General features: G+C 63.0%; 19 protein-coding genes and 1 pseudogene. 9 read left to right on the forward strand and 11 right to left on the reverse strand.

The features are described 5' to 3' along the window. Nucleotides 1-63: 63 nt before the first annotated feature. The 5 genes and pseudogenes from C4J87_RS15640 to C4J87_RS15660 all read right to left on the reverse strand — a co-directional run bounded on the left by C4J87_RS15640 (nucleotide 64) and on the right by C4J87_RS15660 (nucleotide 5,396). Nucleotides 64-1,208: pseudogene (locus C4J87_RS15640) on the reverse strand (HlyD family secretion protein). Continuing rightward, entirely contained in the window at nucleotides 1,205-2,851 is a 1,647-nt protein-coding gene (locus C4J87_RS15645) for an MFS transporter (RefSeq protein ID WP_124367521.1), read from the reverse strand. The pseudogene C4J87_RS15640 and the gene C4J87_RS15645 overlap by 4 nt, the downstream one beginning before the upstream one ends. 109 nt (nucleotides 2,852-2,960) lie before the next feature. Further along, on the reverse strand, nucleotides 2,961-3,764 hold the full coding sequence (locus C4J87_RS15650; protein WP_124367522.1) for a sulfite exporter TauE/SafE family protein: 804 nt from the start codon (nucleotides 3,762-3,764) through the stop codon (nucleotides 2,961-2,963). Continuing rightward, on the reverse strand, nucleotides 3,765-5,009 hold the full coding sequence (locus C4J87_RS15655) for an FAD/NAD(P)-binding oxidoreductase (RefSeq protein WP_124367523.1): 1,245 nt from the start codon (nucleotides 5,007-5,009) through the stop codon (nucleotides 3,765-3,767). Nucleotides 5,010-5,060: 51 nt separating this feature from the next. Further along, a complete protein-coding gene (locus tag C4J87_RS15660; protein ID WP_005789341.1) occupies nucleotides 5,061-5,396 on the reverse strand; it encodes a helix-turn-helix transcriptional regulator in 336 nt (111 codons plus the stop codon). Between the two features lie 94 nt (nucleotides 5,397-5,490). On the opposite strand from C4J87_RS15660, the gene C4J87_RS15665 reads away from it, so the two are divergent. Continuing rightward, nucleotides 5,491-6,354: an MBL fold metallo-hydrolase gene (locus tag C4J87_RS15665; RefSeq protein WP_124367524.1), complete on the forward strand. Its 864-nt coding sequence runs from the start codon at nucleotides 5,491-5,493 to the stop codon at nucleotides 6,352-6,354. A gap of 60 nt (nucleotides 6,355-6,414) precedes the next feature. On the opposite strand, the gene bkdR is transcribed toward C4J87_RS15665, so the two are convergent. Next, the gene (gene bkdR, locus C4J87_RS15670; RefSeq protein ID WP_122489983.1) at nucleotides 6,415-6,903 is read right to left on the reverse strand and encodes a Bkd operon transcriptional regulator BkdR; all 489 of its coding nucleotides are present in this window, start codon (nucleotides 6,901-6,903) and stop codon (nucleotides 6,415-6,417) included. A 194-nt stretch (nucleotides 6,904-7,097) separates the two neighbouring features. On the opposite strand from bkdR, the gene C4J87_RS15675 reads away from it, so the two are divergent. From C4J87_RS15675 to C4J87_RS15695, 5 genes are all read left to right on the forward strand, one after another. After that, nucleotides 7,098-8,333, forward strand: coding sequence for a 3-methyl-2-oxobutanoate dehydrogenase (2-methylpropanoyl-transferring) subunit alpha (locus C4J87_RS15675; RefSeq protein ID WP_124367525.1), 1,236 nt, complete (start codon nucleotides 7,098-7,100; stop codon nucleotides 8,331-8,333). Between the two features lies 1 nt (nucleotide 8,334). Further along, a complete protein-coding gene (locus C4J87_RS15680) occupies nucleotides 8,335-9,393 on the forward strand; it encodes an alpha-ketoacid dehydrogenase subunit beta (protein WP_124363420.1) in 1,059 nt (352 codons plus the stop codon). Beyond that, nucleotides 9,394-10,653, forward strand: a complete 1,260-nt coding sequence (locus tag C4J87_RS15685) for a dihydrolipoamide acetyltransferase family protein (protein WP_124367526.1) — start codon at nucleotides 9,394-9,396, stop codon at nucleotides 10,651-10,653. Nucleotides 10,654-10,657: 4 nt separating this feature from the next. Further along, entirely contained in the window at nucleotides 10,658-12,037 is a 1,380-nt protein-coding gene (gene lpdA / locus C4J87_RS15690; RefSeq protein ID WP_124367527.1) for a dihydrolipoyl dehydrogenase, read from the forward strand. 196 nt (nucleotides 12,038-12,233) lie between these two features. Continuing rightward, complete coding sequence (locus C4J87_RS15695) at nucleotides 12,234-13,253, forward strand: branched-chain amino acid aminotransferase (protein ID WP_124367528.1); 1,020 nt, start codon at nucleotides 12,234-12,236, stop codon at nucleotides 13,251-13,253. Between the two features lie 129 nt (nucleotides 13,254-13,382). Here C4J87_RS15695 and C4J87_RS15700 read toward each other — a convergent pair whose 3' ends face one another. The 5 genes from C4J87_RS15700 to C4J87_RS15730 form a co-directional block, all read right to left on the reverse strand. Continuing rightward, the gene (locus tag C4J87_RS15700) at nucleotides 13,383-14,273 is read right to left on the reverse strand and encodes a GNAT family acetyltransferase (protein WP_124367529.1); all 891 of its coding nucleotides are present in this window, start codon (nucleotides 14,271-14,273) and stop codon (nucleotides 13,383-13,385) included. Between the two features lie 723 nt (nucleotides 14,274-14,996). After that, a complete protein-coding gene (locus tag C4J87_RS15715; protein WP_124367530.1) occupies nucleotides 14,997-15,830 on the reverse strand; it encodes a TIGR03915 family putative DNA repair protein in 834 nt (277 codons plus the stop codon). Continuing rightward, the gene (locus tag C4J87_RS15720) at nucleotides 15,827-17,047 is read right to left on the reverse strand and encodes a putative DNA modification/repair radical SAM protein (protein ID WP_124367531.1); all 1,221 of its coding nucleotides are present in this window, start codon (nucleotides 17,045-17,047) and stop codon (nucleotides 15,827-15,829) included. The genes C4J87_RS15715 and C4J87_RS15720 overlap by 4 nt, the downstream gene beginning before the upstream one ends. A 188-nt stretch (nucleotides 17,048-17,235) precedes the next feature. Continuing rightward, nucleotides 17,236-18,573 carry a lysine N(6)-hydroxylase/L-ornithine N(5)-oxygenase family protein gene (locus C4J87_RS15725; RefSeq protein ID WP_124367532.1) on the reverse strand — a complete coding sequence of 446 codons (1,338 nt, stop codon included), beginning with the start codon at nucleotides 18,571-18,573 and terminating at the stop codon, nucleotides 17,236-17,238. Nucleotides 18,574-18,693: 120 nt separating this feature from the next. Beyond that, a complete protein-coding gene (locus tag C4J87_RS15730; protein ID WP_124367533.1) occupies nucleotides 18,694-19,176 on the reverse strand; it encodes a sigma-70 family RNA polymerase sigma factor in 483 nt (160 codons plus the stop codon). A 256-nt stretch (nucleotides 19,177-19,432) separates the two neighbouring features. On the opposite strand from C4J87_RS15730, the gene C4J87_RS15735 reads away from it, so the two are divergent. Genes C4J87_RS15735 through C4J87_RS15745 form a run of 3 tightly spaced genes read left to right on the forward strand, consistent with a single transcriptional unit; the run spans nucleotide 19,433 to nucleotide 23,982 of the window. Then, the gene (locus C4J87_RS15735) at nucleotides 19,433-20,602 is read left to right on the forward strand and encodes an efflux RND transporter periplasmic adaptor subunit (RefSeq protein ID WP_124367534.1); all 1,170 of its coding nucleotides are present in this window, start codon (nucleotides 19,433-19,435) and stop codon (nucleotides 20,600-20,602) included. A gap of 1 nt (nucleotide 20,603) precedes the next feature. Beyond that, complete coding sequence (locus C4J87_RS15740; protein ID WP_124367535.1) at nucleotides 20,604-22,577, forward strand: MacB family efflux pump subunit; 1,974 nt, start codon at nucleotides 20,604-20,606, stop codon at nucleotides 22,575-22,577. Next, nucleotides 22,570-23,982 carry an efflux transporter outer membrane subunit gene (locus C4J87_RS15745; RefSeq protein WP_124367536.1) on the forward strand — a complete coding sequence of 471 codons (1,413 nt, stop codon included), beginning with the start codon at nucleotides 22,570-22,572 and terminating at the stop codon, nucleotides 23,980-23,982. Before C4J87_RS15740 ends, C4J87_RS15745 begins: the two co-directional genes overlap by 8 nt. The last annotated feature ends 101 nt before the right edge of the window (nucleotides 23,983-24,083 follow it).

Here is a 24,083-nt window from a genome sequence, read left to right on the forward strand (position 1 = left end):
AAAAACTGCTGACTGATACACCGCAATCGGGGGCAAGCCCCCTCCCACATTGACCGAGTTCCTTCAGGGCGGGCTGTTTTTAAGCCTTCCTGCCGTGTCGATACTCACCACCACCGACAACCCCGGCCGCAACCGCTCGCTCTCGACCTGGTCGGGGTCGACCGTGATCCGCACCGGCACGCGCTGGGCGATTTTCACGAAGTTGCCGGTGGCGTTGTCCGCCTGCAACAGGCTGAACTCCGACCCGGTCGCCGGGGAAATATGCTGCACCGTGCCGTGAAACTTGCGGTGGTTCAGCGCGTCCACGGTGAAGGTCACCGGCTGGCCGACCTGCACATTGTCCATCTGGGTTTCTTTCATATTGGCGATCACCCACAACTGCTTGGGCACCAGCGCCATCAATTGCGCGCCGGAGTTGACGTAGGCCCCCAGGCGCACGCCAATCTGCCCCAGTTGGCCGTCCCGTGGCGCAGTGATGCGGGTATTGGACAGGTCGATCCGCGCCAATTCCACTGCCGCCTCCGCGCTGGCCACTGCCGCTTCCAGGGAGCCGCGATTGACGATCACCGTCTGCAGGTCCTGCTGGGCGATTTCCAGGCTGGCCTGGGCCTGGGCCACGGCGGCGATAGTCTGGGCATTGGCGGCACGGGTCACGTCCAGTTCGCGCCTGGACACCGAGCCGTCGCTGATCAATTCTTCATTGCGGCGCAAGTCTGCGGTGCTTTTGCGCGCCTGGGCCTGGCTGTCGACCAGGGCGGCCTGGCGCAATTTGATGGTCGCTTCGGCGCTGTTGCGTTGCTGCACCACATTGGCCAACGACGCTTTCTGCACCGCCAGTTGCGCCAGGGCCTGGTCCAGGCGTTGCTTGTAGATACGGTCGTCGAGGCGCACCAGCAGGTCGCCCGCTTTCACATACTGAAAGTCCTGCACCGGCACTTCGAATACATAGCCGCTGAGCTGCGGGCCGATAATCGTCACCTGCCCGCGCACCAAGGCATTCTCAGTGGTTTCCACCGCGCTGCTGAACGGCGGCAGTTGCCAGGCATACAGCACGATCAGCACGCCGACGATGGCAATCGCGGCAAAGCCCAGGGACGAAAGGATGCGCACCCGCAGCGAGCGCGGTTCGGTCACCGCAGCGCCCGGCGGCGTGGTGCCCTCGGGGTGGAGGCGATCGCATTGGTAGTGGTGGTCGTGGGTTCGGTCATGAAGAGGCGCCGACAGGTTGAACGGGAGGGGTTGCCGCTTTGGTGGTGCTCATCAGCCACAGGCTGCGGATAAAGATCCAGATCATGGTCAGGATCGCGATGATCGCGATCAGCATGAACACATCGTTGTAAGCCATCACGTTCGCTTCACGGGTGGCCGCCGTGGCCAAGCTGCGGATGCCCATGAGGTTGCGTAACTCCGGGTCGGCGACGATACCGCCATAAGCCGAGCCACCACTTTGCACCCGCGCGGCTACACGGGGGTCAAGCAGGGTCAGGTGCTCGGTGATCAGGCTTGAATGATATTTCTCGCGCACGATCTGGAAGGTGCCGAGCAACGCCGCGCCGATCAGGCCGCCGAGGTTCTGGCAAATCCCGAACATCACCGAGAAACTCACCAGGTTGCGCGGGTTGGTCAACACGTTCTTGGTGCCCAGCACCATGGTCGGGCCGAGAAAGAAGGTACCGCCAAAGCCTAGCAGGAACTGGCTGATATATAGGTTCTGCGGCCGTGTCAGGTTGCTGGAAAAACTGTCCATCACCGACCCGGTCGCCATCAGCGCCAGGGAAATCACCAGCGGCATCAACAAGTGCGCCGGGTTGATCGTCAAGGCGCTGACCACCAGCCCGGCAATCGCTCCGGCCAGCATCACCACGTACAGCGTATGCATCTGCTGATAGCTCATGTTCAGCATCTGCATGAAACCTACCGCGCCGGTGGATTGTTCGGACAGCACCATGCGAATCAGGATCACCGCCAGTGCCAGACGGATCATGGTGCCGCTGCCCAGCCAGCGGGTCATCAGCAGCGGGTTGGCGCGGTTATGCTCAATGGCCAGCCCGGCCATGATCAGCACCAGCGAACAGGCCGAGGCGACGCCGATCCACGGTGCTTCCAGCCACCAGTCGATGCGGCCCAGGGACAACACCGCGCAGAGCAAGGCGACGCCGGTGGCCAGAATTGCGAAAGTGAGGAAATCAAGTTTTTCAAAGGTTTTGAAGCGGTCGCCGGGCGGCAGCTTGAGCAGGAACACACAGCCCAGGCAGATCAACGCCAGGCCCAGCTCGAACAGGTACAGGCCACGCCATTCGGCGATCTGCAGCAAATCCTCGGAGAACAGCCGCGCCAGGGGTAATGCCAGCTGCGCCGTGCCCAGCCCCAGCACCAGGGCTTTCAAGCGCCATTTGGCCGGGAACGCCTGGATCATGTAGTACAAGCCCAACGAACTCAGCGCCGCCCCCACCATGCCATGGGCCGCGCGCACGGCGATGGCCGAGTTGAGGTCGTTGACGAATAAATGGCCGAAGGTCACCAGCGCATACAGCACCAGGAACACTTCGGTAAACGCGCGCAGGCCGAACTGCTGGCGAAACTTCACCAGCAGCAGGTTCATGCACACGTTGGTCATCACATAGGCGGCGGGCAGCCAGGCCATTTCCGCCGTGGTCGCGCCCAGGGCACCTTGCAGGTATTGCAGATTGGCGATGACCAGCGCGTTGCCCAACCCACCGGTGATTGCCACCAGTACGCCGACCAGCGCAAACAGCCAGCGCTTGTGAGTGGGGTGCAACGGCGTCGACGGCGAGCCGGGCAGGCTCGGCCGCTCGTGGGGTTGCCAGGCGTGTGGGGTGTATTTATCCATTCGGTGACCTTGATGAACCGACGCGCAAGGCCGGTGAAGCCATGACTCAGAGAACAGTAAACCTGAGCGGGGTTCATTTTGTCACTTTTGAGCGCATAACTGAGGGTCCCTAGAAAGCCTTGAGCAGCATGCCTGCGGCCACAATCACACACAGACTGGCAAACCCCACCTGCAGCGCACGCGCAGGCATCACCGAGCACAAGCGGCGCCCGGCCAACATGCCGACGATACTCGCACCGATAAACGCCCAGCCCACCGGCTCGATGCTCACCCCGGCGTGAAAGGCCCCGACCACGCCGATCAACGACAGCAGGCTGACGACCATCAACGAGGTGGCGACAATCCCGCGCATCTGCACATCGGTGAGTTGCTTGAACGCCGGCACGATCAGGAAGCCGCCGCCCACACCGAGCAGCCCCGACACGGCGCCCGTCACCGCACCCAGCGCCGCCAGGGTCGCGCTGCATCTGGCGGTCCAGGCCAGGCGGCCGGTCTGCTGGTTGAGCATGCAATTCTTCTGGCCCCAGGAGGCCGCGCCGTGGTCACTCGGCCCGGCCTCGAGCTTTTCGCGCCGCAACATGCGCCAGGCCACCAGCACCATCAATGCGCTGAACAGGCCCATCAGCACCGGCTCCGACAGTTGATGGGCGACGAACACCCCCAGCGGCGAAAACAGCGCGCCCAGCAACGCGATCAATAGCGCCGCACGGTAACGCACCAGGCCGTGGCGCAGGCCGTCAATCGCGCCCACCGCCGCCGCCGCGCCCACCGCGAGCAATGACACCGGTGCGGCCTGGGTCATGGTCAGTCCCAACCCCAGCACCAATGCCGGCACCCCGAGGATGCCGCCGCCCGCACCCGTCAGGCCCATGACCAGGCCCATCAATACACCCAACACACTCGCAAGCAGCATTCAGTCCACCTTGCTCAGGCGGGTCAGCCACTCGCGGCCTTTGAGCATGCCGTTCCAGTAGAACCACGGCAGCAGCGTGGCCTTGAGGAACCACATTGAGCGGCGTGCCTGGGTCGGGTCGAGAGGAAAAGTCGGCAGCAGCTTGCCGCCATAACCGAACTCGGCCAGCACCACCTTACCCTTCTCCACCGTCAACGGGCAGGAGCCATAGCCGTCGTACTTGAGCGGCAGCGGCGCCTGTTTGCGCAGGGCCAGCAGGTTCTCGGCAACCACCACGATTTGCTTGCGCACCGCCGCAGCGGTCTTGGCGTTGGGAGTGCCGCACACATCGCCGAGGCCGAAGATATGCGGGTAACGCAGGTGTTGCAGGCTGTGGGGGTGCACTTCGCACCAGCCGCCGGCGTCGGCCAGCGGGCTTTGGCGGATAAAATCCGGGGAAACTTGCGGCGGCACCACATGCAGCAGGTCGAAGGCTTTTTCGACGACACTGACGTTGCCTTCGGCGTCCTTCACTTCAAACCAGGCCTTGCGTGCCGGGCCATCGACCTTGATCAGGTTGGCATTGAACGCCAGGCGAGCGTTGTATTTCTCGACGTATTTCATCAACGGCGGCACAAAGGCCGGCACGCCGAACAGCGCGGCACCGGCCAGGTTGAATTCCACCTCGATGTTTTTCAGGTCGCCCTGCCTGAGCCAGTGATCGCAGGATAGGTACATGGCCTTCTGCGGTGCACCGGCGCATTTGATCGGCATGGCCGGCTGGGTGAAGAGCGCCTTGCCACCCTTGAGTTGCTGCACCAGCTGCCAGGTGTAGGCGGCATGCTCGTAGCTGTAGTTGGAGGTGACGCCATGGCGGCCGAGGGTATCTTGCAGGCCTTCGATCTTTTCCCAGGCCAGGCGCAGGCCGGGGCAGACGATCAGGTGGCGCCAGCTGACGCGCTGGCCGTTGTCGAGCACCAGGCTCTGCTCGTCAGGCAACAACTGGCTGACCGCGGCCTGGATCCAGGTGACGCCGTTGGGCAGTACGTCGGCCAGCGGGCGCCGGGTCTTTTGCAGGTTATAGGCGCCGCCGCCAACCAGGGTCCAGGCGGGTTGATAGCAATGGAAGTCGTTGGGTTCGATCAGGGTGATGTTCAGGTGCGGGTCGCGCTTGAGCAGGCTGGCCAGCAGGCCGATGCCTGCGGAGCCGCCGCCGATGACTACGATATCGCCACTGATGGTAGGTCCCCAGTGTTGTTCGGTCATTGTCTACTGCCTTTTTGAGTCAGTGCACACAAGGGTCGCTGCCGGATGGCGTCACGCCCAGCTTTTTATGACCGCGCCGCAGTACAGGCCGGACAGGGTCTTCATCACTTGAATCACTTCGTGGCTGGCCAATCCGTAGAAAATGTATTTGCCTTCCCGACGGGTGGCAACCAACCCTTCGTCCCGCAGGATGCCCAACTGTTGTGACAGCGTGGGCTGGCGTACGCCGGTCAGCGCTTCCAGCTCGCCGACGTTGCGCTCGCCCTGGGTCAACTGGCACAGGATCAACAGGCGGTCTTCGTTGGCCAACGCCTTGAGCAAGGAACAGGCCTTGGACGCCGATGCACGCAACTGGGCGACTTCGCCCTCACTCAACGTAGATTCCATTTGCCTCGGCTCCTTCGTCTCACTTAAGCTCAAAACATTATGTGTAAACGTAAACTGATTGTAACCACTTTTTTCCGCATCGGGGACAGCCGCCATGCCAGCGTTGATTCAAGCCTTTCTGGACGAGGCATCGTCGACCTATACCTACGTCGTCTATGAGGCGGACGGCGGTGCCTGCGCCATCGTCGACTCGGTGCTCAACTACGACCCGGCATCCGGGCGCACCGACACCGCACAAGCCGACCAGGTGATTGCCTTTGTCCAAGCGCATGGCCTCAAGGTGCAATGGCTGCTGGAAACCCATGCCCATGCCGACCACCTGTCCGCCGCGCCTTATTTGCGACGCGCCTTGGGCGGCAAGATTGCCATCGGCCAGTCCATCAGCCAGGTGCAGGGCGTGTTCAAGCACCTGTTCAACCTGGAGCCGGAGTTTCGCGTCGATGGCTCGCAGTTCGACCACTTGTTTGCGCCGGATGAGATCTTTCACATTGGCGGCCTGCAGGCCCAGGCGCTGCATGTGCCCGGGCATACACCGGCGGATATGGCTTACCTGATCGACGGGCGTTTGATCCTGGTGGGCGACACCCTGTTCATGCCCGACGTCGGCACCGCGCGCTGCGACTTCCCCGGCGGCGATGCGCGCCAGTTGTACGCATCGATGCGCAAGTTGCTGGCCTTCCCTTCGGATACCAAATTGTATGTGTGCCACGACTACCCACCCGAGGGCCGTGAGGCCAAGTGCCTGACCACGGTGGCGGAACAACGGGCGGGGAATATCCATGTGCATGACGGGGTGGATGAAGCGGCGTTTGTAGCGATGCGCACCGCCCGTGATGCGGGGCTGGGGATGCCGACGCTTTTGTTGCCGGCGATCCAGGTGAACGTGCGGGCGGGGAATATGCCGCCGGCGGAAGAAAACGGCGTGACGTACCTCAAGATCCCCCTCAACCAACTTTAGGAACACAGAACCAAATGTGGGAGGGGGCAAGCCCCCTCCCACATTTTGTTCCGTGTTGAGTCAGGTACCTAGGCTGATGCCGTTGGCCGGTAACGGCAGTGCGGTTTTGTAGCGCACTTGCTTCAAGGCAAAGCTGGAACGGATATTCGCCACACCCGGCACTTTGGTCAGAAAGTCCATCATGAAGCGCTCCAGGGCCTGGATCGTCGGCACCAGCACCCGGATCAGATAATCCGGGTCGCCGGCCATCAGGTAACACTCCATCACTTCCGGCCGGTCGGAGATCGCCCCTTCGAACTGCTGCAACGCCAGTTCATTCTGCTTTTCCAGGCTCACATGGATGAACACATTCACATGCAGCCCCAGCAGGTCGGCGTCCAGCAGCGTGACCTGCTCGCGAATCAGGCCCAACTCCTCCATCGCCTTCACCCGGTTGAAGCACGGCGTGGGCGACAGGTTGACCGAGCGGGCCAGGTCGGCGTTGGTGATGCGCGCGTTCTCCTGCAGGGCGTTGAGAATGCCGATATCGGTACGGTCCAGTTTGCGCATGAGACAAAATCACCTGTTTATTATGTTTATGCAGATTTTTTATCCGCAAATGATCTTGAGCGCAACGAAACACAGATAAATATTCTTCTACGCCACGCCTATGATTGTTGTAGGACAAGATTTCTTCTATCCGAAGACTGACTGTCAGCTAGCGCGCCCACTACAAGAAATTCACAAGATCGAGCGTAGAAGCCATGACCCAGCCGTACGAACCGCTGCGCCTGCACGTCCCTGAACCCTCAGGCCGTCCAGGCTGCAAGACCGACTTCACCTACCTGCGCCTGACCGACGCCGGCCTGGTGCGCAAACCCGCCATCGACGTAGAACCGGCCGACACCGCCGACTTGGCCAAGGGCCTGATCCGCGTGCTCGACGACCAGGGCCAGGCCTTGGGCCCGTGGGCCGAGGGTGTCAGCGCCGACATCATGCGCAAAGGCATGCGCGCGATGCTCAAGACGCGCATCTTCGACAACCGCATGGTGGTCGCCCAGCGCCAGAAAAAAATGTCGTTCTACATGCAGAGCCTAGGCGAAGAAGCCATTGGCAGCGCCCAGGCCCTGGCCTTGAACATCGACGACATGTGCTTCCCCACCTACCGCCAGCAAAGTATTTTGATGGCCCGCGACGTGCCGCTGGTCGACCTGATCTGCCAACTGCTGTCCAATGAGCGCGACCCGCTCAAGGGTCGCCAGTTGCCGATCATGTACTCGGTCAGGGACGCCGGCTTCTTCACCATTTCCGGCAACCTCGCCACCCAGTTCGTACAGGGCGTGGGCTGGGGCATGGCCTCGGCGATCAAGGGCGATACCAAGATCGCCTCGGCCTGGATCGGCGACGGCGCCACCGCAGAATCGGACTTCCACACCGCCCTCACCTTCGCCCACGTCTACCGCGCGCCGGTGATCCTCAACGTGGTGAATAACCAATGGGCCATCTCGACCTTTCAGGCCATCGCCGGTGGTGAAGCCACTACCTTCGCCGGACGCGGCGTGGGTTGCGGCATCGCTTCCCTGCGGGTCGACGGCAACGACTTCATTGCGGTGTACGCCGCGTCTGCCTGGGCCGCCGAGCGTGCGCGCCGTAACCTGGGGCCGAGCCTGATCGAGTGGGTCACTTACCGCGCCGGCCCGCACTCGACCTCCGATGATCCGTCCAAGTACCGCCCTGCCGATGACTGGAGCCACTTCCCACTGGGCGACCCGATTGCCCGTCTCAAGCAGCACCTGATCCGGATTGGCCAGTGGTCCGAAGAGGAACACGCGGCAGTCAGTGCCGAACTTGAAGCCGAAGTGATCGCCGCGCAAAAACAGGCCGAACAGTACGGCACCCTCGCCGGCGGCCAGATTCCAAGCGCCGCGACCATGTTCGAAGACGTTTATAAAGAGATGCCGGAGCACTTGAAGCGCCAGCGTCAAGAGCTGGGGGTCTGACATGAACGATCACAACAACAGCATCGAACTGGAAACCGCCATGACCACCACCACCATGACCATGATCCAGGCCCTGCGCTCGGCCATGGATGTGATGCTTGAACGTGACGACAACGTGGTGGTGTTCGGCCAGGACGTCGGTTACTTCGGCGGCGTGTTCCGTTGCACCGAAGGCCTGCAGACCAAGTACGGCAGTTCACGGGTATTCGACGCGCCGATTTCCGAAAGCGGCATCATCGGCGTGGCGGTGGGCATGGGCGCCTACGGCCTGCGCCCGGTCGCGGAAATCCAGTTCGCCGACTACGTCTACCCCGCCACCGACCAGATCATCTCCGAGGCTGCGCGCCTGCGTTATCGCTCGGCCGGCCAGTTCACCGCGCCCTTGACCATGCGCATGCCGTGCGGCGGCGGCATCTACGGCGGCCAGACCCACAGCCAGAGTATCGAAGCGGTTTTCACCCAGGTCTGCGGCCTGCGCACGGTGATGCCGTCCAACCCCTATGACGCCAAAGGCCTGCTGATCGCCTCCATCGAAAACGATGACCCGGTGATATTCCTTGAACCCAAGCGCCTGTATAACGGCCCGTTCGATGGCCACCACGACCGCCCGGTGACGCCGTGGTCGAAACATCCGCAAGCGCAAGTGCCGGACGGTTACTACACCGTGCCGCTGGACGTGGCCGCCATCGTGCGTCCGGGTTCGGCCGTGACCGTGCTGACCTACGGCACCACGGTGTACGTGTCGCAAGTCGCCGCCGAAGAAACCGGCATCGATGCCGAAGTCATCGACCTGCGCAGCCTGTGGCCGCTGGACCTGGAAACCATCGTCAACTCGGTGAAAAAGACCGGCCGTTGCGTCGTGGTGCACGAAGCCACGCGCACCTGCGGATTTGGCGCCGAGCTGGTGGCGCTGGTGCAGGAACATTGCTTCCACCACCTGGAAGCGCCGATCGAGCGCGTCACCGGCTGGGACACCCCCTACCCGCACGCGCAGGAGTGGGCGTATTTCCCAGGCCCGTCCCGAGTGGGCGCGGCGTTGAAACGGGTCATGGAGGTCTGAATGGGCACGCACGTAATCAAGATGCCGGACATTGGCGAAGGCATCGCGGAAGTTGAATTGTCGCAGTGGCATGTCAAGGTCGGCGACATGGTTGTCGAAGACCAGGTGCTGGCGGATGTGATGACCGACAAGGCGATGGTGGATATTCCCTCGCCGGTCCACGGCAAGGTGATTTCCCTCGGCGGCGAGCCGGGTGAAGTCATGGCGGTGGGCAGTATTTTGATCAGCATTGAGGTGGAAGGCGCGGGTAACGCCAGGGAAGCGCCAGCGGTGGCCGCTCCGGTAGCAAAAGCCGCGCCTGTGGTGGAGAGCAAACCGGCACCGGTTGAAGCCAAGCCCGCGCCTGTCGCCACCAAGCCTCAAGCCCCCGTGGCCCGCGATGCGGCTGACCGCCCGCTGGCTTCTCCCGCCGTGCGCAAGCGTGCGCTGGATGCGGGTATTGCGTTGCGCCTGGTACAGGGCACAGGCCCGGCCGGGCGGATTCTGCATGAAGACCTCGACGCCTACCTTCAGCAAGGCACGAGCAACACCGCGACCGCGGCCAACCCCTACGCCGAACGCAACGACGAGCACCAGATTCCGGTGATCGGCATGCGCCGCAAGATCGCCCAGCGCATGCAGGACGCCACCCGCCGCGCCGCGCATTTCAGCTATGTGGAAGAAATCGACGTCACGGCGCTGGACGAGCTGCGCGTGCACCTCAATGAAAAACACGGCGCCACCCGCGGCAAGCTGACCCTGTTGCCGTTCATCGTGCGCGCCATGGTGGTGGCACTGCGCGATTTTCCCCAGATCAACGCGCGCTACGACGACGAAGCCCAGGTCATCACCCGCCTCGGTGCGGTGCATGTGGGCGTCGCCACCCAGAGCGACGTTGGCCTGATGGTGCCGGTGGTGCGCCACGCCGAAGCCCGCAGCCTGTGGGGCAATGCCGAAGAAATCGCACGCCTGGCCACGGCTGCGCGCACTGGCAAGGCCAGCCGCGACGAGCTGTCGGGCTCGACTATCACCCTGACCAGCCTCGGCGCGCTGGGCGGGATTGTCAGCACGCCGGTACTGAACCTGCCGGAAGTCGCCATCGTCGGCGTCAACCGCATCGTCGAGCGGCCCATGGTGATCAAGGGCCAGATCGTGGTGCGCAAGATGATGAACCTCTCCAGCTCGTTCGATCACCGCGTGGTCGATGGCATGGACGCGGCGCAATTCATCCAGGCCATTCGCAGCCTGCTCGAACAACCCGCCAGCCTGTTCCTGGAGTAAGGGCATGACTCAGACATTACACACCACCCTGCTGATTATCGGCGGCGGCCCGGGCGGTTATGTGGCCGCGATTCGCGCTGGCCAACTGGGCATCCCGACCATTCTGGTGGAAGGCCAGGCGCTGGGCGGGACCTGCCTGAACATCGGCTGCATTCCGTCCAAAGCCTTGATCCACGTGGCCGAACAGTTCCAGCAAAGCGTTCACCACAGCCAGGGCTCGCCCCTGGGCATCGAAATGGATGTGCCCACCCTGGACATCCGCAAAAGCGTGGAATGGAAAGACGGTATCGTCGACCGCCTGACCACCGGTGTCGCCGCGCTGCTGAAAAAGCACAAGGTGCAGGTGATCCACGGTTGGGCCAAGGTGGTGGACGGCAAGACTGTCGACGTGGGCGACCAGCGCATTCAGTGCGAACACCTGCTGCTGGCCACCGGTTCGAAAAGCGTCGAGCTGCCGATGCTGCCGCTGGGCGGGCCGGTCATTTCGTCCACCGAAGCCCTGGCACCGACCCGTGTGCCGAAGCGGCTGATCGTGGTGGGCGGCGGTTATATCGGCCTGGAGCTGGGGATTGCCTACCGCAAGCTCGGGGCCGAGGTCAGTGTGGTCGAGGCCCAGGAGCGCATCCTGCCGGCCTACGACGCCGAGCTGACCCAACCGGTCGGCGAGTCGCTCAAACGACTGGGCATCAAGCTGTACCTCCAGCACGCCGTCACTGGGTTTGCCGACAACCGCCTGCAGGTGCGCGACCCTAATGGCGACACGCTGGCGCTGGAGACCGACCAGGTGCTGGTGGCCGTGGGTCGCAAACCCAACACCCAGGGCTGGAACCTCGAAGCGCTGAACCTGGCGATGAACGGCGCGGCGATCAAGATCGACAGCCGTTGCCAGACCAGCATGCGCAACGTCTGGGCCATCGGCGACCTGAGCGGCGAGCCAATGCTGGCGCACCGCGCCATGGCCCAGGGCGAAATGGTTGCCGAACTGATCAGTGGCAAATCCCGCGAATTCAACCCGGCGGCGATCCCGGCCGTATGCTTTACCGACCCGGAACTGGTGGTGGTCGGCAAGACGCCTGACGAAGCCAAGGCGGCCGGCGTGGAGTGCATCGTGTCGAGCTTCCCCTTCGCCGCCAACGGCCGGGCCATGACCCTGGAGTCGAACACCGGTTTCGTGCGGGTGGTGGCGCGGCGTGACAATCACCTGGTTGTCGGCTGGCAGGCGGTGGGCGCTGGCGTGTCCGAGCTGTCCACAGCGTTTGGCCTGAGCCTGGAAATGGGCGCGCGCCTGGAAGATGTGGCCGGCACCATCCATGCCCATCCGACGCTGGGTGAAGCCGTACAGGAAGCGGCGCTGCGCGCCCTGGGCCACGCGTTGCATCTATAGCTCTTGTGGCGAGGGAGCTTGCTCCCGCTGGGGTGCGAAGCGCCCCCAAAAGCCGGCGACTGCTGCGCAGTCGAACGGGAGCAAGCTCCCTCGCCACAACAAGCTTGCAGATACAGGGGATGCGAACGGGCCCGCGAATGAAGTATTGTTGCGCCCATCCAGAAAAAAATCCGACTTGACCAAGATAGAGGGTGTCATGGGTAACGAGAGCATCAATTGGGACACGCTGGGTTTTGACTACATCAAGACCGACAAGCGGTTTCTCCAGGTCTGGAAAAACGGCGAATGGCAAGACGGCACCCTGACCGACGACAACATGCTGCACATCAGCGAGGGCTCCACCGCCCTGCACTACGGCCAGCAGTGCTTTGAAGGCCTCAAGGCCTACCGCTGCAAGGACGGCTCGATCAACTTGTTCCGTCCGGACCAGAACGCCGCGCGCATGCAGCGCAGCTGTGCCCGCCTGCTGATGCCGCATGTGACGACCGATGCGTTCATCGATGCCTGCAAACAAGTGGTCAAGGCCAACGAGCGCTTCATCCCGCCTTACGGCAGCGGCGGCGCGCTGTACCTGCGCCCGTTCGTGATCGGCACCGGTGACAACATCGGTGTGCGCACCGCGCCGGAGTTCATCTTCTCGGTGTTCTGCATCCCGGTCGGCGCCTATTTCAAAGGCGGCCTGGTGCCCCACAACTTCCAGATCTCCACGTTCGACCGCGCCGCGCCGCAGGGCACCGGTGCCGCGAAAGTCGGCGGTAACTACGCCGCCAGCCTGATGCCAGGTTCGGAAGCGAAAAAATCCGGCTTCGCCGACGCGATCTACCTGGACCCGATGAGCCATTCGAAAATCGAAGAAGTCGGCTCGGCCAACTTCTTCGGCATCACCCATGACAACCAGTTCATCACGCCGAAGTCGCCTTCGGTACTGCCAGGCATCACCCGCCTGTCGCTGATCGAACTGGCCCAGAGCCGCCTGGGCCTTACCGTGGTCGAGGGCGAAGTGTTCATCGACAAGCTGGACCAATTCAAGGAAGCCGGCGCCTGCGGTACCGCTGCAGTGATCTCGCCGATCGGTGGCATCCAGTACAACGGCAAACTGCATGTGTTCCACAGCGAGACCGAAGTGGGCCCGGTTACCCAGAAGCTCTACAAAGAGCTGACGGGCGTGCAGACCGGTGACGTTGAAGCGCCAGCGGGTTGGATCGTCAAGGTCTAATAGCAACAACGCAAAACCCAATGTGGGAGGGGGCTTGCTCCCGATGGCGGTGTATCAGTCAACATCTTCGGTGACTGACACATTGCCATCGGGCGCAAGCCCCCTCCCACATTTTGATTCCCGGTATTTTCAAGATTGGGGGATGTTACTGGCAATCTTCTTGCCCATGCTGATCCTCTGTTCCACCCCATACCCCAACGCCTCGTAAAACCCCGCCACCGCATCATTGCCGCTGGTGATCTGCAGGTTGATCTTCATGCAACCCAGCGCCGTCAACGCCTGTTCCGCGTGACGCACCAACGATGATCTCAGGCCGTGGCGACGATAGTCGGCGTGCACCGCCACCGAATACAGCCAGCCACGATGGCCGTCGTACCCGGCGAGGATCGTGCCTATCACGGTTTTTTTATCGGTGGCGACAAAAAACAGCCCGTCATTGACCGCCAGCTTCTTATCGATCGCCAGGGTCGGCAGGTTATCCGCGGTGTCATAGCCGAACGCTTCCTGCCATAAGGCAACCACCTGCGCACGGTGCTGGCGGTCGCGATACGGGCCGATGGGGTGCCGAGACAGCAGCGCCTTTTCCATGACCAGCGTGCGCTCGTTGCCGTGGTAGACATCGCGCACGGTATGAAAACCCAGCTTGCTATAGAACGGCTCGGCGGTCAGCGAAGACGGCACACTCAACACGCTGACCCCGGCTTCACGGGCGCGCAGTTCGATCTCGATCATCAGCAGCCGGCCAATGCCCTGCCCTTGCAGCGCTGGGTTGACGAATACCGAGCGCACCACATTGGCGTCCAGCGCCGCCGTGGCGACGATCACATCGGCTTTTACCGCCACCAGCACCACACGACGCTTGAGCAGTTCCAAAACCGCCTCGGGTGTGAAATTGCTCGCCACGCGAGCGATCACATCCGCCGGGTAATCCCGTGCATTGCTGCCGTGCAAGGCGGCGAGGATGACCTGGCTGATGCCTTCGGCATCTGAGGCTTGGGCACTACGAACGACGGTAGACATGCTTGCTCCTGGCTGACGGCGCTATAACAAGCACCACAATACCAATGTGGGAGGGGCGGTGCCCTAACGCCAGTCAGTTAAGGCGACACCGAACCTGTGGCGAGGGAGCTTGCTCCCGTGGCGGCCTGACAGCCGACCAGGATGTTGGATCAGAGCGAGTACATATCCGTTGCTGCGGTAACGGCGGCTTAGGGTTCCGCCCTGACGGCGGGTCACTTTTGGAAAAGAGCCCCAAAAGTAACCAAAAGGGCTCTTGCCCCACCACTCGGCACCTCGCCCCAGCTCGGTGTGCCCGTAATCCGACAGTGATTTGGGAGGCCGCCGCCACGCGCCATCCATGGCGCGGGGCGGCTAAACCGGCATCCCTGCCGGTTTACCCCCCAAATCACTATCGAATTGCGGCCAGCGTGGTTTAACGGGGCGCCTAAGATCAAAAGCAAAAGCAAAAGCAAGAGCGGCTCGCTTCGCATTGTGGTTACCGTAGGCTGCTGCTACAAAATCGTGTAGATACCTATGGCCATCGGGGGCAAGCTCTAATGCCAGTCAGTTAAGAAGTAGCAGGAGCGAGAACTAACTTGTGGCGAGGGAGCTTGCTCCCGCTGGGGCGCGAAGCGGCCCCAAACAATGGGACTGCTGCGCAGTCCAGCGGGAGCAAGCTCCCTCGCCACAGGTTCGGTGTCGCCTTGACTGACTGGCATCAGGGCAAGCCCCCTCCCACATTTTCTAACCGTGCCCACTTGAAATACGTTTGCCCGGCTTGGCGCCAACCAGCTTGGCCTGCCCATCTTTCTGCTTGCCCGTACGCGCCTCGCTGATAAGCCCCGGAATCAACTTGCCCTCCGGCAGGTTCTTCCAGAACCGGCTCGGCAAGTGCCCTTCCATCACCTTGGGGTTCAACCGCGCCGGGTTGAAGATGTGGCTGTAGTAGGTCAACCACATGGCGCTGTGCGGATCCTCGACATTCTGCGCCAGTTGCTGCCAAGCCTCGGGGCACTGGCGTTGGTGAATCAATTGCTCGCCGTCGTAATACACCCCGTCCAAGGGTGTTGCGATCATCCAGCGATGCCGGCCCATGCGCCCGACAAAATGCTGGCTGGCGCTGTGCAGAATATCGTGGGCCGGTTCGTGCCAGGCCACGTACTCCGGCAGCTCCGGCCCTGCCCCCGGCGGCAATGCGATAAACCGTACAAACGCGTGCAAGTGGTGGGCTTCACGACTGACCTGCTTGATGCGTCGCTGCAACTCGCTGCCCAACTTGTCACCGGCCAGCATCGCCGTGCGATCGCCATGGCTGACCCGCCACAACACCTCGTACAGCAAACTCCAGCGCTGGTCGCCGTGGTAGCAGGCGGCCGACTCCAGCAAGTGCAGCAATACCTTGGGAATGCGCGCCTGGAACGGGCCAGGCCCAGGCGGAATCGGCTCGTCGGTGGCAAACAGATCCGCCACCTCGGCTTCGCCCCAACTCACCTGGCTGGGGTCGACCTGATGGCTGAGCAGCCAGCGCGCCTGTTCGCGCCAGGTGCTGAACAGGTTGTCGCATTCCAGGCTGATCATCCCCACAACCCCATCTGTTGCGGTTGCGGGCGATCGCGCAGCTGCTCGCGCAACAAAACGCTGGTGGTGTCCGCTTGTTGGGGGTGGTAATCGCTGGTGATGAAAAACGGCTTGGCCTTGGCCAGCACGCAGCGCATGCGCGCCAGGTCTTCGAAGCGGATCTTGCGTTCGCGGCGCAGGTCGACCAGGCGCTGGGTGGTGCGCAGGCCAATACCGGGGATGCGCGCGATCAAGGTCGGTTCGGCGCGGTTCAGGTCCAGGGGGAACACCTCGCGATGTTCCAGAGCCCAGGCCAGCTTGGGGTCGATATCCAAAGCCAGGTGGCCGGGGCCTTCGAACAGCTCGTTCGCGCTGAAACCGTAGCTGCGCAACAGGAAATCGGCCTGGTACAAACGATGCTCGCGCATCAGTGGCGGCGCGGCCAGGGGCACGCTTTTCGGGCTGTTGGGGATGGGACTGAAGGCCGAGTAATACACGCGGCGCAGCTTGTAATTGCCATACAGGGCTTCGGCACCGTGCAGGATGGTGCTGTCGTCGGTGTCGTCGGCGCCGACGATCATCTGCGTGCTCTGCCCGGCCGGGGCGAAGCGCGGCGCGCGGGGTTCGTTGAGCACGGTCTGCTCACCGGTGTAGATGGTCTGCATGGCCTGCTTGATCGAGACGATCTGCTTTTCCGGCGCCAGGGTTTGCAGGCTGGCATCGGTGGGCAGTTCGATATTCACACTCAGGCGGTCGGCATAACGCCCGGCCTCGGCGATCAGCGCCGGGTCGGCTTCGGGAATGGTTTTGAGGTGGATATAGCCGCGAAAGTCGTGCTCATCGCGCAACAGCCTGGCGACCCGCACCAATTGCTCCATGGTGTAGTCGGCCGAACGGATGATGCCGGAACTGAGAAACAGGCCGCTGACGCAATTGCGTTTGTAGAAGTCCAGGGTCAGGGTGACCACCTCCTCCGGGCTGAACCGCGCACGGGGCACATCGCTGGAACGGCGGTTGACGCAATACTGGCAGTCGTAGAGACAGAAGTTGGTGAGCAACACCTTGAGCAGCGACACGCATCGCCCGTCAGGCGTATAGCTGTGGCAGATCCCCATGCCATCGGTGGAACCCAGCCCCGCCTTGCCTTCGGAGCTGCGCTTGGGTGCGCCACTGCTGGCGCATGACGCGTCGTACTTGGCGGCGTCGGCGAGGATGCTGAGTTTTTCGATCAACTGCATGGAGAGCTACCAATACTGGTTTTTTGTACAGTATCAGCAGCAACCCCCAGTCACAAGTGCCGTCTGTAGGAGCGAGGCGGGCGGCTAGCCCTTGCTCGCGAAGAACGTCAACGATAACGCGCCTTGTCTGGATTAACGCGGCGCTCTTGCGTTCTTCGCGAGCAAGCTCGCTCCTACAGGGGGACAGGTCAGCTGGCAGTAGCCAACAGCACGTCCTGCACCGAACGCGCCTTGCCACGGTGATGGTCCAGCGCATACAACGACGCCGCAATCTCATCCGCGCGAATCGGCAGCACCGACAGCAACGTATCGCTCAAGCCATGGCTGGCCTGGCTGAATCCCTGGATATAGATACCCGCCTTGCAGCGCTCATCGGTGACGATACGGTAGTCGCGGGCCACGTCGAAGTCGCCCATGTAGGCGTGCAGCGGCGCGAGCAGTTCGCGGTGCATCTGGCGTTCGTAACCGGTGGCGAGGATCACCGCGTCGTAGTGGCCGACGCTGGTTTCGCCGCTGGCGTTGTTGCGCAGCACCAGTTCGATGCCAAGCGGGCCGGGGCTGGCCTTTTCGACGACGGTCATGGTGCGGAACGCCTGGCGCGCGATGCCGGAGACTTTCTGCCGGTAGAAAATGCCGTAGATGCGTTCGATCAGGTCCAGGTCCACCACCGAGTAGTTGGTGTTCTGGTACTCGGCAACCAGCCGCTCACGCTCAGCGCCGACTTGCTGGAACACCAGGTCGGTAAAGGCCGGCGAGAACACTTCGTTGACGAACGGGCTGTCGTCGGCGGGTTTGAGCGCCGAGCCACGCAGGATCAAGTCGACCTGCACCGAGGGGAAGCTGTCGTTGAGGTCGATAAAGGCTTCGGCCGCGCTCTGGCCGCCGCCGATCACCGCAATGCGCATGGCCTTGCCGTCGACACAGGGCTGGCTGGCCATGCGCTCCAGGTACTGGGAATGGTGGAACACCCGGCTGTCGCCCTTGAGCGCCTTGAACGCTTCGGGAATACGCGGCGTGCCACCGGCGCTGACCACCACCGCGCGCGTGGTGCGCACATGCTGTTCACCCTGGGCGTCACGGGAAATCACGCGCAGCGCTTCCACCTGCTGCTGGTGCAGGATCGGCTCGATGGCCAGCACTTCTTCGCCGTAGCGGGCCTGGGCCTGGAATTGCCCGGCGACCCAGCGCAGGTAGTCGTTGTACTCCATGCGGCACGGGTAGAACGTGCCCAGGTTGATAAAGTCCACCAGGCGGTCGTGGGCCTTCAGGTAATTGACGAAGGAATACGGGCTGGTGGGGTTGCGCAGGGTCACCAGGTCCTTGAGGAAGGAAATCTGCAGTTCGCTCTGGGTCACCAGGGTATTGCCGTGCCAGCGGTAGTCGCCTTGTTTGTCGAGGAACAGCACATCCAGTTTGCCCTGGGCCTTTTCGCGCTCCTGCAGGGCGATGGCCAGCGCCAGGTTCGAAGGGCCGAAGCCGATACCGATCAGGTCGTGAACCGCGGGCGAAGCAATTGCCTGTGTCATTCCAGTGTCCTCTGGATAAGCCCCTTGGCGGTTGGGGCGGGAATACCTTCATGGCCTGCACAACAGGCCGTGTGTTGATAGGAAACGAGGACAGTGAAATAAAATTTAACTAATGCCGCTTCAGTGGGCTTCCCACTCACGCATGCGTGACCGGCAGTGCTTCATGGCATTGACGATGTGCTTTTCCACCAGGCTGCGCGAAATGCTCAGGCGCTCGGCGATTTGCAGATGGGACAGGCCGTCGAGTTTGCGCAGCAGGAAACTGTCGCGACAGGCCGCCGGCAGCTCGGCCAGGGCGCGCTCGAGCAGCTCCAGGCGCTGGCCCTGGTCGTGGCTGGCGTGGGGTGAACACGGGGCGAAGCGTTCTTCGTTGTCCAGCACCTCCAGCGGTTCGACCTGGCGCAGGGCGTTGCGCCGATGGCCGTCGATCACCAGGTTCAACGCGGTGCGATACAGGAACGCGCGCGGCTGTTCGATCGGGGTGTCACTGGAACGCTCCAGCACCCGCACATACGCGTCATGCACCACATCCTCGGCCACCTGACGGTTGCCCAGCTTAGCGTTGAGGAAACACACCAGCTCACGATAGTAGTTTTCCAACATGACTCCTGGCCCCGTGGCCGTGGTGCTAACGATGCCAGTCCGTGTAGGAACAGGCCCATCGATGATGGCAGTTTGAGTAGGTGCAATTTATAGTAATTCTCATCTACTTTTAAAGAAGTCTCGCATCAACGGCCGATTTTTTTCGCTGCGCGAGCTGTAACCGCGCGTGTAACCGCCTAAATCCTGCGGCATTTTCTTCGTTTAACTGTCAGCTCTGCGCGACTGCGCCCCGATCTTTCCTGGCTGGAACCTACGCATGAAACGCCCTCGACCTGCCCGACGCGCCCTGCTTGTGGTGGCGTGCCTGATTCCCATCGTTGCGTTTGCCACCTGGCAAGGCCTGGCGCCGGGTCGCGACACCCTGGCCACCGTCACCGTCACCCGTGGCGATATCGAAAACAGCGTGACGGCCCTGGGCACCCTGCAACCGCGGCGTTATGTGGATGTGGGCGCCCAGGCTTCCGGGCAGATCCAGAAGATCCACGTCGAAGCCGGCGACCAGGTCAAGGAGGGCCAATTGCTGGTAGAGATCGACCCCTCGACGCAAAAGGCCAAGCTCGATGCCAGCCGCTACGCCATCGAAAACCTTGAGGCGCAGTTGCAGGAGCAACAGGCCCAGCATGCATTGGCGCGCCAGAAGTACCAGCGCCAGCAACGCTTGAGCGCCGGCAACGCCACGCGCGAAGAGGATGTACAAACCGCCAGGGCCGAACTGAGCGCGACCCAGGCGCGGGTCGAGATGTTCCAGGCCCAGATCCGCCAGGCGCGGGCCAGCCTGCGCAGCGACGAAGCGGAACTGGGTTACACGCGTATCTATGCGCCGATGGCCGGTACCGTGGTCGCGGTGGATGCGCGGGTCGGCCAGACGCTCAACGCGCAACAACAAACCCCGCTGATTCTGCGCATCGCCAGGTTGTCGCCGATGACCGTGTGGGCCGAAGTCTCCGAGGCGGATATCGGCCATGTCAAACCCGGTATGAGCGCGTACTTCACCACCTTGAGCGGCGGCAGCCGGCGTTGGACCAGCACCGTGCGCCAGATCCTGCCGATTCCGCCCAAACCCTTGAACGAAACCCAGGGCAGCGGCAGCCCGAGCAGCGCCAGCAAAAGTGGCAGCGGCCGCGTGGTGCTGTACACGGTGCTGCTGGACGTGGACAACGCCGATAACGCGCTGATGGCGGAAATGACCACCCAAGTGTTTTTCGTCGCAAACCAAGTCAAGGACGCCCTCACCGTACCGGTCGCCGCGCTGCAAGGCACGCCCAACGCGGATACGCAAATCGCCCGGGTGGTGGCGAAGAACGGCAGCATCGAGCAGCGCACGGTGCGCCTGGGTGTCAGCGACCGCCTGCGCGTCCAGGTGCTGGATGGCCTCAGCGAAGGCGATCACCTGTTGATCGGCCCGGCCGACAGCAGCGGGGGTTGAATTGACCACGCCCCTGATCGAACTCAAGCACATCCGCAAATCCTACGGCGGCGGCGACAGCCCGCAGGTCGACGTGCTGCGTGGCATCGACCTGTCGATCCATGCCGGGGAGTTCGTCGCCATCGTCGGCGCGTCCGGCTCCGGCAAGTCCACATTGATGAATATCCTCGGTTGCCTCGACCGCCCAAGCGACGGTGACTACCTGTTCGCCGGTGAAAACGTTGCCCACCTGGGCAGCGACGAACTGGCCTGGCTGCGCCGCGAAGCCTTCGGTTTCGTGTTCCAGGGCTACCACTTGATCCCGTCGGCATCGGCCCAGGAAAACGTCGAGATGCCGGCGATCTATGCCGGCATCAGTGCCAGCGAACGGCACGCCCGCGCCACCGCCCTGCTCACCCGCCTGGGCCTGGCCGACCGCACCGGCAACCGTCCGCACCAGCTCTCCGGCGGCCAGCAGCAGCGGGTGTCCATCGCACGGGCGCTGATGAACGGCGGGCATATCATCCTCGCCGACGAACCCACCGGCGCCCTCGACAGCCACAGCGGCGCCGAAGTGATGAGCCTGCTCGACGAACTGGCGAGCCAGGGCCATGTGGTCATCCTGATCACCCATGACCGCGAAGTGGCCGCACGGGCCAACCGCATCATCGAGATTCGCGACGGCCTGATCATCAGCGACTCGGCCGGCGCCCAGGCCTGCGTGCCTGCCGAAGCGGACAGCACTGCGCTGCAAGCCGTGGACCTGCGCCAGCGCCTGGTCGACGGCGCCGAACACAACGGCGCCTGGAAGGCCGAACTGCTCGACGCATTGCAAGCGGCCTGGCGCGTGATGTGGATCAACCGCTTTCGCACCGCGCTGACCTTGCTCGGAATCATTATTGGCGTGGCCTCGGTGGTGGTCATGCTGGCCGTGGGTGAAGGCAGCAAGCGCCAGGTCATGGCGCAGATGGGCGCGTTCGGCTCGAACATCCTGTATGTCAGTGGTTCGTCACCCAACCCGCGTACGCCCCTGGGCATCATCACACCCCAGGATGTGGCCGCCCTGGCCACCCTGCCCCAGGTAAAACGGATCATGCCGGTCAACGGCGCCGAAGCCGGCGTGCGTTTCGGCAACATCGACTACATTGCCTATGTCGGCGGCAACGACACCCAGTTTCCGAGCATCTTCAACTGGCCGGTGGTCGAGGGCAGCTACTTTACCGAAGCCGACGAACGCAACGCCGCCACCGTCGCCGTGATCGGCGCAAGGGTGCGTGACAAGCTGTTCAAAGGCCTGGTCAACCCCATCGGCCAGTACATCCTGATCGAAAACGTGCCGTTCCAGGTGGTGGGCGTGCTCCAGGAAAAAGGTTCCAGCTCGGGCAACAAAGACAGTGATGACCGCATTGCCATCCCCTACTCCGCCGCCAGCATTCGCCTGTTCGGCAGCTATAACCCGGAGTACGTGGTGATTGCCGCAGCCGACGCCACCCGGGTGAACGCCGCCGAGCAGGCCATTGATCAGTTGCTCAAGCGCCTGCACCAGGGCAAGGACGATTATCACCTGACCAACAACGCCGCGATGATCCAGGCCGAGGCGCGCACGGCCAACACACTGTCGTTGATGCTCGGTTCGATTGCGGCGATTTCCCTGTTGGTGGGCGGCATCGGCGTGATGAACATCATGCTGATGACCGTGCGCGAACGTACCCGCGAGATCGGCATCCGCATGGCCACCGGTGCCCGTCAGCGCGACATCCTGCGCCAGTTTCTCACCGAGGCGGTGATGCTCTCGGTGGTCGGCGGGCTGCTCGGGATCGGCCTGGCCTTGCTGGTGGGCGGCGTGCTGGTACTGGCCGAGGTGGCGGTGCAGTTTTCCCTGATGGCGGTGCTCGGCGCCTTTGGCTGCGCGCTGGTCACCGGTGTCGTATTCGGCTTTATGCCGGCCCGTAAAGCTGCCCGGCTCGATCCGGTTAAGGCGTTGACCAGTGAATAAACGACCCCTCGCACCGCCGCTGGCGCTGCTCAGCCTGTGCTTGTTGCTCAATGCCTGTGCGGGTAATACGCCCGCCGTCGACAGCGGCATCGCGCCGCCCGCCGCCTGGCAATACGCCGAGCGCGCGGCCAATCAAGCCGCCAACCAGCGCTGGTGGACGCAATTTGGCAGCCCCTCGCTCAACCGCCTGATCGACCAGGCGCGCCGGGACAGTTTCGATGTCGCCGCCGCCATGGCCCGCGTGCGCCAGGCGCAGGCAACGGCGGTGATTGCCGGCGCACCGCTGCTGCCCGAGGTCAAGTTCAACCTCACCGCCAGCCGTGAAAAGCTGCTGCGCGGCAGCGGCAACTCGGACCTGAACGCCACCGAGAGCAACAGAACCGTCAGCAGCTATGACGCCAACCTCACGGCCAGCTACGAACTCGACTTCTGGGGCGGCCGCGCCGCCGCACGGGACAGCGCACTGCAGAGCCTGCAGGCCAGCCAGTTCGACCAGGCCAACGTCGAGCTGACCCTGCTCAGCAACGTGGCCGACCGCTACGCGCAAACCCTGGCCGCGCGCCAGCGCGTGCAGATCGCCGAGCTGAACCTGGCGAATGCGCGCAATGTGCTGAAGCTGGTGCAAACCCGCTACGACGCCGGCTCCGCCACAGCCCTGGAGCTGGCGCAACAGAAAAGCCTGGTGGCCAGCCAGCAACGGCAACTGCCGCTGATCGAGCAGTTGGCCGAAGATTCGAGGATCACCCTTGCCGCGTTGCTCGGCCAGCCCGTGCAGGCGCTGGCCCTGGGCAACGAGGCGTTCCAGGTACTGACCTGGCCAAGCATCGGGCCCGGCGTGCCGAGCCAGTTATTGAGCCGGCGCCCCGACCTGGCCCAGGCCGAGGCACAGCTGGCGGCGGCGAGCGCCGATGTGCGCGTGGCCCGTGCGGCGATGCTGCCTGCCGTTACCCTGGGCGCGACCCTGGGCTCGGGCGCGTACAAGGCCGACGACATCCTGCGCAGCCCGTTCTACACCCTGACCTCGGGCCTGGTGGCGCCGATCTTCAACAACGGTCGTTTAAGCGCGGAACGCGACAAGGCCCGCGCGCGCCAGGATGAGCTGCTGCACACCTACCGAGGGGCGATCATCAACGGCTTTGCCGACGTGGAAAAAGCCCTCAGCAGCATCACCCGCCTGGACCAGCAGCGCCAATGGCAAGCCGAGGAGCTGCAACAGGCACAGACCGCGTTCCAGATCGCAGAAAGCCGTTACCAGGCCGGTGCCGAGGATTTGCTCACGGTGCTGGAAACCCAACGCACCTTGTACGCGGCCCAGGACTTGAACGTGCAACTGCGACTGTCGCGCTTGCAGGCCAGCATCGCGTTGTATAAAGCGCTGGGCGGTGGCTGGAGCAGCGGCAACTGAAAAACAAAACTCCAGTTTCGTACACAAACCGTTTAATCGCCTTACATTATTAGACCCAAGGTCCTTGGTAAAAAAGCCGCCTTCACACGGCTCTTCCAGGA

Source organism: Pseudomonas sp. R1-43-08, assembly GCF_003852255.1.
Lineage (GTDB): Bacteria > Pseudomonadota > Gammaproteobacteria > Pseudomonadales > Pseudomonadaceae > Aquipseudomonas.

Excerpts from the sequence above, each read along its gene's own strand:
- C4J87_RS15645 (WP_124367521.1), bottom strand. The coding sequence starts at position 2,851 with ATGGATAAATACACCCCACACGCCTGGCAACCCCACGAGCGGCCGAGC.
- C4J87_RS15650 (WP_124367522.1), bottom strand. The coding sequence starts at position 3,764 with ATGCTGCTTGCGAGTGTGTTGGGTGTATTGATGGGCCTGGTCATGGGC.
- C4J87_RS15655 (WP_124367523.1), bottom strand. The coding sequence starts at position 5,009 with ATGACCGAACAACACTGGGGACCTACCATCAGTGGCGATATCGTAGTC.
- C4J87_RS15660 (WP_005789341.1), bottom strand. The coding sequence starts at position 5,396 with ATGGAATCTACGTTGAGTGAGGGCGAAGTCGCCCAGTTGCGTGCATCG.
- C4J87_RS15665 (WP_124367524.1), top strand. The coding sequence starts at position 5,491 with ATGCCAGCGTTGATTCAAGCCTTTCTGGACGAGGCATCGTCGACCTAT.
- bkdR (WP_122489983.1), bottom strand. The coding sequence starts at position 6,903 with ATGCGCAAACTGGACCGTACCGATATCGGCATTCTCAACGCCCTGCAG.
- C4J87_RS15675 (WP_124367525.1), top strand. The coding sequence starts at position 7,098 with ATGACCCAGCCGTACGAACCGCTGCGCCTGCACGTCCCTGAACCCTCA.
- C4J87_RS15680 (WP_124363420.1), top strand. The coding sequence starts at position 8,335 with ATGAACGATCACAACAACAGCATCGAACTGGAAACCGCCATGACCACC.
- C4J87_RS15685 (WP_124367526.1), top strand. The coding sequence starts at position 9,394 with ATGGGCACGCACGTAATCAAGATGCCGGACATTGGCGAAGGCATCGCG.
- lpdA (WP_124367527.1), top strand. The coding sequence starts at position 10,658 with ATGACTCAGACATTACACACCACCCTGCTGATTATCGGCGGCGGCCCG.
- C4J87_RS15695 (WP_124367528.1), top strand. The coding sequence starts at position 12,234 with ATGGGTAACGAGAGCATCAATTGGGACACGCTGGGTTTTGACTACATC.
- C4J87_RS15700 (WP_124367529.1), bottom strand. The coding sequence starts at position 14,273 with ATGTCTACCGTCGTTCGTAGTGCCCAAGCCTCAGATGCCGAAGGCATC.
- C4J87_RS15715 (WP_124367530.1), bottom strand. The coding sequence starts at position 15,830 with ATGATCAGCCTGGAATGCGACAACCTGTTCAGCACCTGGCGCGAACAG.
- C4J87_RS15720 (WP_124367531.1), bottom strand. The coding sequence starts at position 17,047 with ATGCAGTTGATCGAAAAACTCAGCATCCTCGCCGACGCCGCCAAGTAC.
- C4J87_RS15725 (WP_124367532.1), bottom strand. The coding sequence starts at position 18,573 with ATGACACAGGCAATTGCTTCGCCCGCGGTTCACGACCTGATCGGTATC.
- C4J87_RS15730 (WP_124367533.1), bottom strand. The coding sequence starts at position 19,176 with ATGTTGGAAAACTACTATCGTGAGCTGGTGTGTTTCCTCAACGCTAAG.
- C4J87_RS15735 (WP_124367534.1), top strand. The coding sequence starts at position 19,433 with ATGAAACGCCCTCGACCTGCCCGACGCGCCCTGCTTGTGGTGGCGTGC.